The organism is Paraburkholderia sp. SIMBA_054, from assembly GCF_046534875.1.
Taxonomy (GTDB): Bacteria; Pseudomonadota; Gammaproteobacteria; order Burkholderiales; family Burkholderiaceae; genus Paraburkholderia; species Paraburkholderia hospita.
Window position 1 is genome coordinate 233,259 of sequence record NZ_JAWRXV010000004.1, and the last position, 12,969, is coordinate 246,227.

The 12,969-nt window shown below is 61.6% G+C and carries 11 protein-coding genes; 7 read left to right on the forward strand and 4 right to left on the reverse strand.

Annotated elements, in window-relative coordinates; all coding sequences use genetic code 11:
* Positions 1-102 precede the first annotated feature (102 nt).
* Positions 103-1,314 carry a cytochrome P450 gene (locus tag SB822_RS07065; protein WP_410854398.1) on the reverse strand — a complete coding sequence of 404 codons (1,212 nt, stop codon included), beginning with the start codon at positions 1,312-1,314 and terminating at the stop codon, positions 103-105.
* 84 nt (positions 1,315-1,398) lie between these two features.
* Positions 1,399-2,784, reverse strand: a complete 1,386-nt coding sequence (locus SB822_RS07070) for an MFS transporter (protein WP_410854399.1) — start codon at positions 2,782-2,784, stop codon at positions 1,399-1,401.
* Positions 2,785-3,753: 969 nt separating this feature from the next.
* On the opposite strand from SB822_RS07070, the gene SB822_RS07075 reads away from it, so the two are divergent.
* From SB822_RS07075 to SB822_RS07085, 3 genes are all read left to right on the forward strand, one after another.
* The gene (locus SB822_RS07075; protein WP_007581140.1) at positions 3,754-4,161 is read left to right on the forward strand and encodes a DUF6232 family protein; all 408 of its coding nucleotides are present in this window, start codon (positions 3,754-3,756) and stop codon (positions 4,159-4,161) included.
* Positions 4,162-4,299: 138 nt separating this feature from the next.
* Positions 4,300-4,638, forward strand: a complete 339-nt coding sequence (locus tag SB822_RS07080; protein WP_410854400.1) for a hypothetical protein — start codon at positions 4,300-4,302, stop codon at positions 4,636-4,638.
* A gap of 193 nt (positions 4,639-4,831) precedes the next feature.
* Entirely contained in the window at positions 4,832-5,899 is a 1,068-nt protein-coding gene (locus SB822_RS07085; protein ID WP_410854401.1) for a hypothetical protein, read from the forward strand.
* Positions 5,900-6,003: 104 nt separating this feature from the next.
* On the opposite strand, the gene SB822_RS07090 is transcribed toward SB822_RS07085, so the two are convergent.
* Entirely contained in the window at positions 6,004-8,457 is a 2,454-nt protein-coding gene (locus SB822_RS07090) for a glycogen/starch/alpha-glucan phosphorylase (RefSeq protein ID WP_007738972.1), read from the reverse strand.
* Between the two features lie 379 nt (positions 8,458-8,836).
* Here SB822_RS07090 and SB822_RS07095 point away from each other — a divergent pair, with 379 nt between their 5' ends.
* Both SB822_RS07095 and SB822_RS07100 read left to right on the forward strand, forming a co-directional pair.
* Positions 8,837-9,064, forward strand: coding sequence for a hypothetical protein (locus SB822_RS07095; protein ID WP_007581144.1), 228 nt, complete (start codon positions 8,837-8,839; stop codon positions 9,062-9,064).
* 285 nt (positions 9,065-9,349) lie between these two features.
* Positions 9,350-10,732 carry an MFS transporter gene (locus SB822_RS07100; protein ID WP_039900375.1) on the forward strand — a complete coding sequence of 461 codons (1,383 nt, stop codon included), beginning with the start codon at positions 9,350-9,352 and terminating at the stop codon, positions 10,730-10,732.
* Between the two features lie 72 nt (positions 10,733-10,804).
* On the opposite strand, the gene ltaE is transcribed toward SB822_RS07100, so the two are convergent.
* Positions 10,805-11,809, reverse strand: a complete 1,005-nt coding sequence (ltaE, locus tag SB822_RS07105; RefSeq protein WP_086915164.1) for a low-specificity L-threonine aldolase — start codon at positions 11,807-11,809, stop codon at positions 10,805-10,807.
* Positions 11,810-12,090: 281 nt separating this feature from the next.
* Here ltaE and SB822_RS07110 point away from each other — a divergent pair, with 281 nt between their 5' ends.
* A complete protein-coding gene (locus tag SB822_RS07110) occupies positions 12,091-12,516 on the forward strand; it encodes a hypothetical protein (protein WP_079487934.1) in 426 nt (141 codons plus the stop codon).
* A complete protein-coding gene (locus SB822_RS07115; protein ID WP_007738968.1) occupies positions 12,509-12,967 on the forward strand; it encodes a DUF2846 domain-containing protein in 459 nt (152 codons plus the stop codon). Before SB822_RS07110 ends, SB822_RS07115 begins: the two co-directional genes overlap by 8 nt.
* Positions 12,968-12,969: the final 2 nt, after the last annotated feature.

A 12,969-nucleotide genomic window follows, 5' to 3' on the forward strand; every position in this document is an offset into this window, starting at 1 on the left:
GCGCCGCAACCGTCGTGTCATTCGTTATTGAAGTTGTTGTCACGCACACCACTCCACAGAAACGCCTTCAGGAAGTGCTCCGGCACGCCGGTGCGAAAGTACTCACCACGTAACGGGCAACGTTTCCAGCCGATAGACTTGCGAAGTGCTGTTGAACGTGAGCGCTTCGACAGGGACGGCAAGCTTCAATTCGGGCAGACGTTTGAACAGCATGCCAAATACTGTATGCAATTCAAGCCGCGCAAGCGGTTGCCCGAGGCATTGGTGAATACCATAAGCAAAGGCTACATGTTCCTGCGGGTTACGATGAATATCGAAGCTATCGGGATTCGGGAATACGGCTGGATCGCGGTTTGCAGCGAAGATCAGGGGATACACCCCTTCTCCGGCGAGAATCTGCTGACCGCCAATCATCACGTTCCCAGTCGCCACACGAGCCGAGTTGAAATGCGCAATGGTATGAAAACGTAGCATCTCTTCGACAGCACTCGACAGCAACGACGGATCAGCCTCAAGCTCAGCGCGCTGATCCGGGTTCATCAATAGCGACAGCGTGCCAAGCCCGATCTGGCTGCTGGTCGTCCCGTGTCCCGCCGAATACAACAGCGACGCAATCCGCACCACCTCTTCCCGCGTCACATTGCCGGGGCGAATCTGCTCGATGACGAGGCGGCTCAGCATGTCGCTGCCATCGCCAGGGTCGGCTTCCTTTTGCGCGATGATCTGACCGAGGTGAGCTTCCATATTACGCACTGCCTGCTGGACCACCTCAGGCGATGCAGTGTGATCGTTTCGGGTGTTGCTCCATGTGCCGAGCGTCGCGTGATCTTCGTACGGCACGCCAAGCAGCGCGGAAATAACCATGGACGGAAGCGGCTGCGAAAAATGCTTGACGAAGTCGACGGGCGGCCCGTGCTCAACCATCCCGTCGATCAGTTCATCGACGAGTTTCCGCACCATCGGACGCAGGTCGCTCATCCTTTTTTGCATGAAGTCCTTCGTCAGCATGCGGCGAAACCGTGCATGATTGGGGTCGTCCATATTGATGAACGCCTGGCGCGAACGCGCCTGCACGGCGCGCGCCGGAGAGATCGACGGATAGCCGGGATGGAACGGGTCGACGCTGAAATGCGGGCTGCCGAGGATGACACGAACATCTTCCCAGCGCGTCGCAATCCATGCGGTCGAGCCATCCCATAACGTGACCTTGGCGAGCGGCTGCTCGGCGCGCAGACGCGCGTATTCGAGTGGAGGGTTGAGCGGATTACCACGCCGTTGAAATGGAAAATCGCGTTCTGTGTCGTCTTGAACCAATACGTCTGAATCCTTTTGCACTGTTACCTCTTCGAAGGTGATCCAGGCTTGACAGTGCAGCAGCGCTGCACTGTCGCGTATTTGTCACTCAATCCGAACGCCACCCGGATGAGGTGCACCTGCAGTCGAAATGTCGAGCGCCCCCCGTCCCGCATCCGCTTTCGAACGTGACTGGCTGACGCGAAACGCAAGAAATGCGGACACGAGAAAGAAGGCGGACATCACATAAAGTCCCGTTCGACTCGTCCCGGTCAGATCGTGCGATATGCCGAGGATCCAGGGTCCCACCAGCCCCGCCGTGCTCGCCACCGAGTTGATGAAGGCAATCGCGATGGCTGCGCGCGCACCGCTGAAGGACATCACGGGGATGGTCCAGAACAACGGCACCGCCGCCTGCACGCCCGCAGCACTGATGCAAAGGCCGACCAGGCCTACGACGGGTGAATCGACTTTTGCCGTGATGCACAGACCGATAGCCGACAGGAGCAGGCTGATCAGCAGATGCCATTTCCGGTCCCCCGTCTTGCGGGACGTCCAGGCTACCAGCGCAATGCCGAATACGGCCGCTAGCCACGGAATAGAAGAAATCAGACCAGCATCGACAGGATTGACGTGAAATCGCTCCTGCATGATCTTCGGAAGGAAATAGGTGACCGCCCAGAACCCGATGATGATGGAAAATTCAAGACCAATATAAAGCCATGTCAAGGAATCGAACACGACGGCTTTGAGTTCTTTCAGGTCGGCTTTCCCATCTCCATGATCCGGCGAAGTCTTCGACAGCAGATAGTCTCGCTCTTCCTGCGTGAGCCATTTCGCCTGTTTAGGGTTGTCGGGAAGAATAAACAGCACGAGGATGCCCATCAGCACCGCGGGTATCCCCTCCAGCGCGAATGCCCAGCGCCATCCGGCAATGCCTGCCACACCATCCATCAAAAGAAGTCCTGCCGTCACGACAGAGCCCAGCGCGAGCGAAACGGGCACACTCAATTCGAGAGCCAGATACGCCTGGCCAAGCAGATGTCGCGGATACCAGAAGGTCAGATAGAACAGCACACCCGGAAAGAAACCCGCCTCGGCGACACCCAGCAGGAAGCGCAACGTATAGAGCATTGGCACACTATGCGTCGCTGAGAGCAGGCATGTGACGATCCCCCAACTGATCATGATTCGCGCGATCCAGAGTCTCGCTCCGAACCGTACAATTGCCATGTTGGACGGGACTTCGAAGACCAGATAGCCGAGGAAGAAGATGCCTGCTGCAAACCCGAACGCAGATGCACTGAGGTTAAGCTCTTTGGAAATGGGGGAGAACAAAACCCCAAGATTGGCGCGGTCGATGTAGTTGATAAAGAAGCAGAGGATCAGAATTGGGATGATTCGAAGCGTGACCTTTAAAAATATCTTCCGTTCAATGGCCGTGTGCGATCCGGAATGTGCAGAATGCTGCGCGACTGGATTATGTTGCATCGTCTCCTCACCAATAAGAATATTCGGGCACTGTCAATTGATCTGCGGTTCTTGAGAACTTGCCAGCCCACGACTGCCTTATCGCCGCTTCTATGGCGGCGTTCAGCAAACGTATAGACAGAGACCGAAATGCGTCGCGTGACGATGCATCGGATATCACATGCGAAATCGTGGAGACGACGAAGCCCCCGGACCACGGAGCATGCTCCGAAGTCCGTGTGCTTCGATTGTCTCTTTGAAGGTCACGCGCAGTTCATGCGCACGAAGGTTGCCGAGTGCCTTGCGACACCGCCTGCGTGTTCGATCTGTCTGAATTGGTTTGTCTGTCGGTAGCTTATGCGTCGACGGTTGCCGCTACCAATACGTTTTTCTGATCCACTCAGACGAAAAATATAGGAACGAAAGCGCTATGCAATCACAACTCATGTCTGGTGATACATGAGTTTCTTCGTATGTGATCGCGGCATTCTGGAGAGAGACACTCAGTGCGGCGCCCTTAATTCTTCGCTTCCGATGTCGGGAGCCACGAGACGTCACCACGCATTCATGCAGGGACGTGCCCTCTGAGGCGGAAACACCTGCCACGACCCGTCGCCGTGACGGAAGAACAACATCGACAACGTACGTGACGGCCGGCAGACCTCAACCCGGACGCAGCGGTGAGGGCCCGCTTCGTCACGCGCCAATCTGACGATACGCGCGGGAGCCCCATGGTCCGGTGCCAGCCACTTTTCAACCAGCCCATGCAACGTTGTTGACTTGCCGTTCATTGCTGACTCGGCGCTGATATAATAAATGTCAGACAAAAACGTGAAAAAATTCAGTCAAAAAAACCCGTTATCGGCAGTTTTAGGCACTGATAGTCTGCGCCCTTGTCCAGTAAGGGGCCGACGGTTGCGAAAATCCCATAATATTAGGCAAACGAAGTCTGTTACCCTGCGCCCTTTCTCCCAGCTTGAACCCGTAAAGATGGATACCCCTTTCAACGAACGCGGCGTGTCGGTCACGCGCAATGCGCTGTCGGCGGCCGGCCAGGTCTTTCCCTTGCGCGAGATCAAGGACGTGCGCGTCGTCACCGTGCAGAAGAACAAACTCGTGCCTTGGGCGATTTCGCTGATCGGTGCCGTGGGCCTGGTGGTCGGCGGCATGTTTGCGTCGCCGGCGGGTGTCGTGGTCGGCGTGATGCTGATCGTCGTCGGCTGGCTCACGTGGATCACGCAGGACGTCACGCATCGCCTGATGGTTCAGACAGCGGGCAGCGAACGCGAGGCACTGTCGAGCATCGATCTGACGTTCGTCGAACGTGTCGCGCAAACGGTCCGCGACGCGCTCGCCTCGGCCACCGCAGCCACCGCCACCGCGCCGAAGAGCCAATAGCACTCGCGCGCCACCGTGCCGTCTTTACACAAAATTGATGGCCCACGTAGCCCTTTTTTGCATCGGGTTGAGACGCCGCCCGCTACAGTGAACGCGTCTCCACAGCCGCGCCGCCCACTTCGCGTCGGCGCATCGACGATGCATACCGCCTTCGCTTCATCGCGCACGCTGCCGCGCCGCGCGCCCGCCATCGAACGCTCCACACAAGCCGCCCTGTCGCTCGTGACGATCGACGTGACCGTGCCCGGCACCTCGTCGGCAGCGGGCCGCAGCGCGCTGCTCGCGGCCCTCGGCGAGGGTTCGCGCCTGTTCGTGATGACTGTCGACAAACGCAACGACTCCATCACGTTTCGCGTCGATGTGATGGCGCGCAGCGTCGGCGATGTGATCGGCGCACTCGCGGGCGTGCTGCACCGCGCGACGATTGGCCGCGTGCGCTCGATCGCTCTCCCGCAACACGCCGCGCAGCAGCACTGAAGCAACACCATTCACCTTCACACATTTTTGCAGGTCGCGATGCTCGCGCGCGTAGAGTCGGCGCTCCTGTCATCTCGCGTGTCCTCGCGCCAGGCCCGCGCACACCGCCGAGCCGGATCGACTGCACCCGCCGAAGCCTGAACGGCTGGCGCAGCTGTCATCGCAGGTCACGCACTACTGCAAGGTGTGTGCGATGTCTGTCCATTTCTACCGGCGCCTGGCCGGCTTTGCGGGCACGTTGATCGTGCTCGCGCTCGCGGCCTCGCTCGTGGCCTGTTCAACGCCGATCTCCACGCCCGCTCCGCCCGAGACGAAGGCGAGCCTCATCAACGAAGGACGCGACGGCCTGCTGGTGATGCTGTCCGCGGAACGCAGCGACAAGCGCGGCCGCGCGTCGATCGGGTTGCCCGTGCAGATGGACGGCAAGGCCGTCTATCTGATGCTCGATACGGGCACAAACGGCGTGCGCGTGCTGTCGAAGGTCTTGCCACGTTCGAGCTATCCCGCGGCGGGCATGCGGACCTCGTACACGTTCGCGACAGACGCGCAGGTTTCCGGCGCAACCGTCACGGTGCCATTCAGCATCGCCGGCACGAAGCCCGTCGATCTCGCCGTGCAAGCCGTCGACGAAGTCAGTTGCCTGAAGACCAACAAGCGCTGCATCGCGCAGGACGGCTACACGGGCGAGTTCGGCTGGGCGTTCTCGGGCATTCTGGGCGTCGGTGCCGACGATCCGCGCGACGCCTGCTGCACGCAGCCGCTGCGTGCGCTGCCCGCGAACATCGGCCAGCGCTATCTGGTGCGCGCCAATCTCGATCGTCCGCTGCTCGTGTTGAGTCCGTCGAACGCGCTGACGAAAGACTTCACGCTCGTCCCGCTCACGATGGGCAAGGACGGCTCCGCGCAATGGCCGACCGGCTGCGTGCAGGTCGGCAGCAAGATGCGCTTCTGCGCGCCCGTCGTGTTCTCGACGGGCGGCACCGACATGATCCGCGTCGAAACCGACAAGGCGCCCGACTGGGCCGACGACGTCGAAGAGCATAAGCCGATCGCGCAAGGCAACTACGACGTGGTGCTGGGCGTGGGCGACTGGGCGCACCGCTTCAACGACGCGCAAACGACGATCGCGAAAGCCGCGCCCGGCGGGAACCGCATCGTGATCGGGCTAATGGCGCTGCAGAACATCGACTTGTACTTCGACTTTGCGCATGGCCAGCTCGGACTGCGCGCGCCACGCAACAACGAGCGCATGGGTAGCTGACGCAACGTCCCTCAAGCAACCGGCACAAAACAGAAAGCCGCCGCGCGATATTCAATCGCGCGGCGGCTTTTTATCATGCGCACATCACGTCACATCACATCGCGTCACTCGAGTTCGAGCGGCTTCACCTTCCAGATATCGCGCGCATACTCGGCAATCGTGCGGTCCGACGAGAACTGCCCCATGCCCGCGACATTCTCGATCGCGCTCATGGTCCAGCCGCGCCGGTCGAGATAGCGCTTGTCGACTTCGTCCTGCGCCTTCGCGAACGCGGCGAAATCAGCGAGCACCATGTAGTGATCGCCCCAATCGACCAGCGTGTGGAAGATGTCCGAGAAGCGCAGTGGATCGTCGGGTGAGAAGAAGCCTGTGCGAATCTGGTCGAGCGCGACCTTCAGTTCGGCATTGTGCTCGTAGATTTCACGCGGACGATACCCCGTCGCGCGCAACTCGTCGACCTGATCCGCCGTGTGCCCGAAGATGAAAATGTTGTCGCGCCCCACGGCATCGCAAATCTCGATGTTCGCGCCGTCCATCGTGCCGATCGTCAGCGCGCCGTTCAGCGCGAGCTTCATGTTGCCCGTGCCCGACGCTTCCGTGCCCGCCATCGAAATCTGCTCCGACAGATCCGCGGCGGGAATGATCAGCTCGGCCACGCTCACGCCGTAGTTCGGCACGAACACGACCTTCAGTTTGTCGCCGATGATGGGATCTTCATTCACCGCCTTGCTGACGTCACCGATCAGCTTGATGATCGTCTTCGCCATCCGGTACGCGGATGCCGCCTTACCCGCGAACATCACGACGCGCGGCACCCAGTCGCGCTCCGGGTTCGCGCGAATCTGGTTGTAGCGCACGATCACATGCAGCACGTTCAGCAATTGCCGCTTGTATTCGTGGATCCGCTTGACCTGTAGATCGAACAGCGCATCGGGATCGAACGTCATCTTCGTGTGCTGCTGCAGGCGCTGGATCAGACGCAGCTTGTTCTGCCGCTTGGCTTCATGAAAGGCGTGCACGAACGACGGGTCGTCGCGCAGATCGCGCAGCTTGCCGAGCTCGAACAGATCGCGCCGCCAGTGCGTGCCGATCTGCTCGTCGATCAGATGCGACATCGACGGGCTCGACTGCGCGAGCCAGCGGCGCGGCGTCACGCCGTTCGTGACGTTCGTGAAGCGCTCGGGCCAGATTTTCGCGAAGTCGGAGAAGATGTCGCGCGTCATCAGTTGCGAGTGCAGCTTCGACACGCCGTTGACCTTCTGGCTCGCGACGATCGCCAGATGCGCCATGCGCACGCGCCGCTGCCCGTATTCATCGACGAGCGAGATGCGCCGGATCATGTCGACGTCATGGCCCGAATGCTCGCTGACGTGCTTCAGAAACTCCGCATTGATCTCGAAGATGATTTCGAGGTGGCGCGGCAACAGGCGCGCGAGCGTTTCGACGTCCCACGTTTCGAGCGCTTCGGGCATCAGCGTGTGGTTCGTGTACGAGAACATCTGCTGGATGTCTTTCCACGCTTTCGCCCACGGCACATGATGCACATCGACAAGCAAACGCATCAGCTCGGGAATCGCGAGCACCGGGTGCGTGTCGTTCAGATGCACCGCGACCTTTTCGGCGAAGCGGCCGAACGTGCTGTGCGTGCGCTGATAGCGGCGAATCAGGTCCTGCATCGTCGCCGACACGAAAAAGTACTCCTGCCGCAGACGCAGTTCGCGGCCGGCGGGCGTCGAATCGTCGGGATAGAGCAGGCGCGAGACGTTCTCCGACATGTTCTTCGCATCGACGGCACGACGATAGTCACCCTGATTGAACGCGGACAGATCGAGCTCTTCCGTCGCGCGCGCGGACCATAGGCGCAGCGTGTTGGTCGCACTCGTCGCGAAGCCTGGGATCACGGTGTCATACGCCATCGCGTTCACGTGCTGCGTTTCGATCCATTCGACGTGACCGTCTCGCTGCACCGTGCGTCCGCCGAAATGCACGATGTATTGCACCTCGGGACGCGGAAATTCCCACGGGTTGCCCGCGCGCAACCAGTAATCGGGCGTTTCGAGCTGCTCGCCGTCGACGATCTGCTGCTTGAACATCCCATATTCATAGCGGATGCCGTAGCCGAAGCCCGGAATGCCGAGCGTCGCCATCGAATCCAGAAAGCATGCCGCAAGGCGCCCGAGGCCGCCGTTGCCGAGCGCGGCATCGGGCTCAAGATCGGTTAGCGCTTCCATATCGACGCCGAGGCCCGAGAGCGCTTCCTTCATCTGATCGTAGATGCCGAGCGCGAGCAGCGCGTTGGTGAACGTGCGCCCGATCAGGAATTCCATCGACAGGTAATACACGCGCTTCACATCCTGCTCGTACTGCAGGCGCGTGGTCTTCATCCAGCGCGCGACGAGCCGGTCGCGCACGGCGAGCGCCGCGGCGTGCAGCCAGTCCTGCGGGCGCGCTGTCACGGCGTCCTTGCCGACGCCGTACATCATGCGGTTGGAGATCGAGCGCCGCAGCGCATCGACGGTACTGTTGAGCTGGTCGAATTCCAGATCCACCGCTGTCATCGAAGCCTCCGGTAAAACGACGCGGCACGCGCTTGATTGCTTGCGTATTGGATGCGGGCGGCGCGAGCCGGTCTGGTGGATAAATAAGCAGAGTAGGACATTTTGCGTAATCCCGCGTCTGCGGCCATTGCGTTACCAAAAGCCCGCTAATCCAAGCAGACAACGCCTACCATTGCGCAGTTCCATGACTGCTGTGTCGGATTTTGCCTGGCTTCACGCTGAAGTCTTTGCATCTGGCACGATGCCGGTGCAGACGGCTCTGTTCCTTGCACTAGTATGGATGAGTAACAAGGCGGATCGGAGACAGTATCGCCGTGCCGCGTCCCGCCGGGTCCTGCTGTAAAGCCGCTAGCGTCGTCGTGCTCCGACGGAGGTCGAAATGAACGCACAATCCGTGCTCGGTATCATCCATGCGCAGGAACTGCTCATTGTGTCCCTGATCCGCGCGCTTCCGCCCGGCGATCGGCGCAAAGTATCCGACGAGTTCCAGGATCAGGTCGAACTGGCCGAAGCGCCCCATCTGAGCGACGGTCACGATCGAGAGATGACCGACGCATTCAAGGCGCACATCCGCAAGCTGTCGATTCTGCTGGCTTCGTGTAACTGACGTTGCGTCGCAGTCGGCGCATTTCGTCCCGTCGACGCGTTCGGGAACCGACAGTTAGTCGCGACGACCACGCACGAAGCCGAGCTTCCAGACAGCTTTCAGAAGACCTGTTTTTGCGCGGCTCCCAGCACGATCCGCGCCGCTCTGTAACAATCGCTTCATTCGCTTCGAGCACGCCCGTCGCCCCATGATGCGGTCGACGCCGATATGCGCCCGCTCAGTCCTCTGCAGAGCCTGTCCTTGTCCGAGAACACACCCAATCCGGCCCGCGTCGCCGACGTGCCCATGTCCGCCGGTCACCGTTTCGCGATGGCCGCGATCATGCTGTCGGTCGCCCTCGCCTCGCTCGATACCGCTATCGCCAATACCGCGCTGCCCGCAATGGCCGCGGATCTGCACGCGAGGCCGGCGGCGTCGGTATGGATCATCAACGCCTATCAGCTGGCGATGGTTGCGACGCTGCTGCCGCTCGCCGCGCTCGGCGACATCGTTGGGCACCGGCGCATCTATATCAGCGGGATCATCGTGTTCACGGCGGCCTCGCTGGCATGCGCGCTATCGCCGACGCTGCCGTGGCTGGCGGGCGCGCGCGTCGTGCAGGGCCTCGGCGCGGCGGCCATCATGAGCGTGAACACCGCGCTGATCAAGCATCTGTATCCGCCGCATCGGCTGGGGGCGGGGGTCGGGCTGAATGCGCTGGTGGTGGGCGTGTCGTTTGCCGTGGGGCCGACGGTCGCGTCGCTGATACTGTCGGTGGCCAACTGGCCGTGGCTGTTTGCCGTCAACGTACCGCTCGGCGTGCTGGCGCTGTCGTTCGCGTTGCCGGGACTGCCGCGCACGCCGCGCGGCACGCATCACTTCGACCGAGTCGCGGCAATGCTCAACGTAATCACGTTCGCCGCGCTGGTGTTCGCGCTCGGCGAAGCGGCACAGCGCGCGTCCACGGCTGTCGTGCTCGGCTCGGCGGCTGTCGCGATCGTATTCGGCGCGCTGCTGATGCGCCGCGAGACGGGCCACCCCGCGCCGATGCTGCCCGTCGATCTGTTCAAGCTGCCCGTGTTCGCGTTGTCGGCGGTCACGGCCGTGTGCTCGTTCGCTGCGCAAGGGCTCGCGTTCGTGTCGCTGCCGTTCTATTTCGAGGATGTCCTGCATCGCAGCCAGGTCGAAACCGGCTTTCTGATGACGCCCTGGCCCGTGATCGTTGCGCTCGCGGCGCCGTTCGCGGGACGGTTGTCGGACCGCTATCCGCCGGGACTGCTCGGCGCAATCGGCCTTGCGATTCTGTGCGCCGGCATGGCGGCGCTCGCGATGCTGCCGCCGCATCCGAGCGTGATCGACATCTCGATCCGCATGGCAATCTGCGGCGCGGGCTTCGGATTTTTCCAGTCGCCGAATCTGAGGGCGCTGATGGCGAGCGCGCCGCCGCATCGCAGTGGTGGCGCAAGCGGGATCATCGCGACGTCGCGGCTGATTGGGCAGACGACGGGCGCGGCCCTGGTTGCGTTGAGCTTCAGCATTGCCGGACGTCATGGCCCGACGCTTTCGCTGGCGACGGGCGCCGTGTTCGCGGGGGCTGCGAGTATTGCGAGTGGATTGCGGCTGTTTGCACCGTCGCATCGGGGGCAGGCTAGCGTCACGGTTACGACGGTTACGGCGAAAGAACAGTAGGTAGCGAGGGCGAGTATTGCGCTCGCCGCCACTGCGCTTCACGCGAACCCGGCGTGAAGCGATGCCCCTCACTTACCGCGCAAAATACTCCTTCACCGCCGTCACGAACGTATCGATATCCGCACGCGACACATCCATATGCGTGACAAACCGCGACGCATACAACATCTGCGTAAGGATGCCGCGCTCCTTGAGCCACACTTCGAGCGGCGCACAATGCTCTTGCGGAAACTGCGCGAACACCATATTGGTGGCCTGCGACTGCACCTTCACCTGATCGATCTGCGCAAGCGCCGCCGCCAGATGCGCGGCGTTGTCGTGATCTTCCGCGAGCCGTTCGACGTTGTGATCCAGTGCGTACAGACACGCAGCCGCCAGCACGCCGGCCTGCCGCATGCCGCCGCCCAGCACCTTGCGCCAGCGATGCGCAACGTCGACCAGCGCCTTGCTGCCCACCAGCACCGAGCCCACAGGCGCGCCTAGCCCTTTCGAAAAGCAGATCGAAACCGTATCGAAAGGTGCACACAGCGCTTCGACGGGCTGCTTCGACGCGACGGCCGCATTGCAGACGCGCGCGCCGTCGAGGTGAGTCGACAGCCCGCGATCGCGTGCAAGCTGCGTGGCCTCGGCGACGTAACCCGCCAGCAGCACCTTGCCGCCGATGGTATTTTCCAGCGCCAGCAGACGCGTGCGCGCGAAGTGATTGTCGATGGGCTTGATCGCGGCGGCGATCTTGTCGAGAGGAAGCGAGCCGTCGAGCGCGTTCTCGATCGGCTGCGGCTGGATGCTGCCCAGCACGGCCGCGCCGCCACCTTCGTACTTGTACGTGTGCGCCGCCTGGCCGACGATATATTCGTCGCCCCGCGCGCAATGCGCCATCAGCGCGGCGAGATTGCTCTGCGTGCCGCTCGGGAAGAACAGCCCGGCCTCCTTGCCCGCGCGCTCGGCGACGGTGGCTTGCAGCCGCAGGACCGTCGGATCGTCGCCCCAGACGTCGTCGCCGACTTCGGCGGCTGTCATCGCCGCGAGCATGTTCTTGGTCGGACGGGTCACGGTATCGCTGCGCAAATCGATCATGTGCTTTTCCTCGAGGATGACGGGGCGCCCCACTGACAACGGCACAACGCGTGAAGCGCGCGATTGAATCCGCAAGTTTATCAACTCCGCCGGGACGAGGCAGCCTGGCCGCTCTGCCAGGTGCCATGCGTCGAATGGTATTCGTAAAACTTCGTCACGTAAGCTTTTCGAAGGCCATCGCAGGCAGGTATCGTTGCGGCCTCGCCGTTTCGGATACCTCACATTCTGCCCGATCGACGAAATCGGCCGTTGGTTCAAGTTTCCCGTCCAAAAGCCGATACATGCAGTTGCCGAACAAACTGAGAGATCTCGCTTTGAAGACGAAGACATTGCTGGCGTCGCTTGGCGCCTGCGTTGCGTTGTGTGCATGCGCGCCGTCACTGCCCGTTCAGGGCGCACACCTGACGCCGGTGGCAGCCACTCAGCAGCAACGCATCCGGGTGGTCGACACGGTGCACGTCCGACTCTCGACGGGGTATTCACGGCGCATATCGAGCGGCTCGCTCTGGCGTCTCGCGGGCGAGATTCCCCAAGGCTTCGCGTACAAGCCAGTCAACGACGTTTTCACCGTCGAAGGCCGGCAGATGCATGAAGCCTGGCTCGTGGTGAAGGGCGACCGTCTGGTGGGCTTCTATCTACCCGGCGAATCGCACTTCTCGCCGCTCGATCCCACTACATCGATAACCACCGAGGCCATTCATGATTAAGCTTTCCCGCGTTCTGATCGCCGCTTCCGCGGCCGCACTGCTGGCAACGGGCTGTGCCAGCGGACCGGAATTCAAGGACGTCGCATCGTCGATTCCGACCATCAAGGAATCGCAGGGCCGGATTTACTTCTACCGCTCGAACTCGATGTTCGGCGCGGCTGTGCAGCCGGACATCAACCTGAACAGCCAGGTGGTCGGCAAGTCGAAGCCGGGCGGCTTCTTCTACGTCGATGAGCCGGCGGGCGACTATGTCGTCTCGACCACCACGGAAACCGAGAAGACCCTGACGTTTCATCTGGACGCCGGCGAGACCAAGTACGTGAAGACGAGCATCGGTCTGGGCCTGCTGGTTGGGCGCATCATTCCGTCGCTCGAATCGACGGAAGAAGCCAACGAGCATCTGCAAGGGCTGCATTACATCGGCACGCCGACCACGGCGGCAGCGAAGTAAGC

Coding starts and splice junctions, on each gene's coding strand:
- SB822_RS07100 (WP_039900375.1), top strand. CDS start 9,350: ATGTCCGCCGGTCACCGTTTCGCGATGGCCGCGATCATGCTGTCGGTC.
- SB822_RS07110 (WP_079487934.1), top strand. CDS start 12,091: ATGCAGTTGCCGAACAAACTGAGAGATCTCGCTTTGAAGACGAAGACA.
- SB822_RS07095 (WP_007581144.1), top strand. CDS start 8,837: ATGAACGCACAATCCGTGCTCGGTATCATCCATGCGCAGGAACTGCTC.
- SB822_RS07070 (WP_410854399.1), bottom strand. CDS start 2,784: ATGCAACATAATCCAGTCGCGCAGCATTCTGCACATTCCGGATCGCAC.
- SB822_RS07115 (WP_007738968.1), top strand. CDS start 12,509: ATGATTAAGCTTTCCCGCGTTCTGATCGCCGCTTCCGCGGCCGCACTG.
- ltaE (WP_086915164.1), bottom strand. CDS start 11,809: ATGATCGATTTGCGCAGCGATACCGTGACCCGTCCGACCAAGAACATG.
- SB822_RS07085 (WP_410854401.1), top strand. CDS start 4,832: ATGTCTGTCCATTTCTACCGGCGCCTGGCCGGCTTTGCGGGCACGTTG.
- SB822_RS07075 (WP_007581140.1), top strand. CDS start 3,754: ATGGATACCCCTTTCAACGAACGCGGCGTGTCGGTCACGCGCAATGCG.
- SB822_RS07080 (WP_410854400.1), top strand. CDS start 4,300: ATGCATACCGCCTTCGCTTCATCGCGCACGCTGCCGCGCCGCGCGCCC.
- SB822_RS07090 (WP_007738972.1), bottom strand. CDS start 8,457: ATGACAGCGGTGGATCTGGAATTCGACCAGCTCAACAGTACCGTCGAT.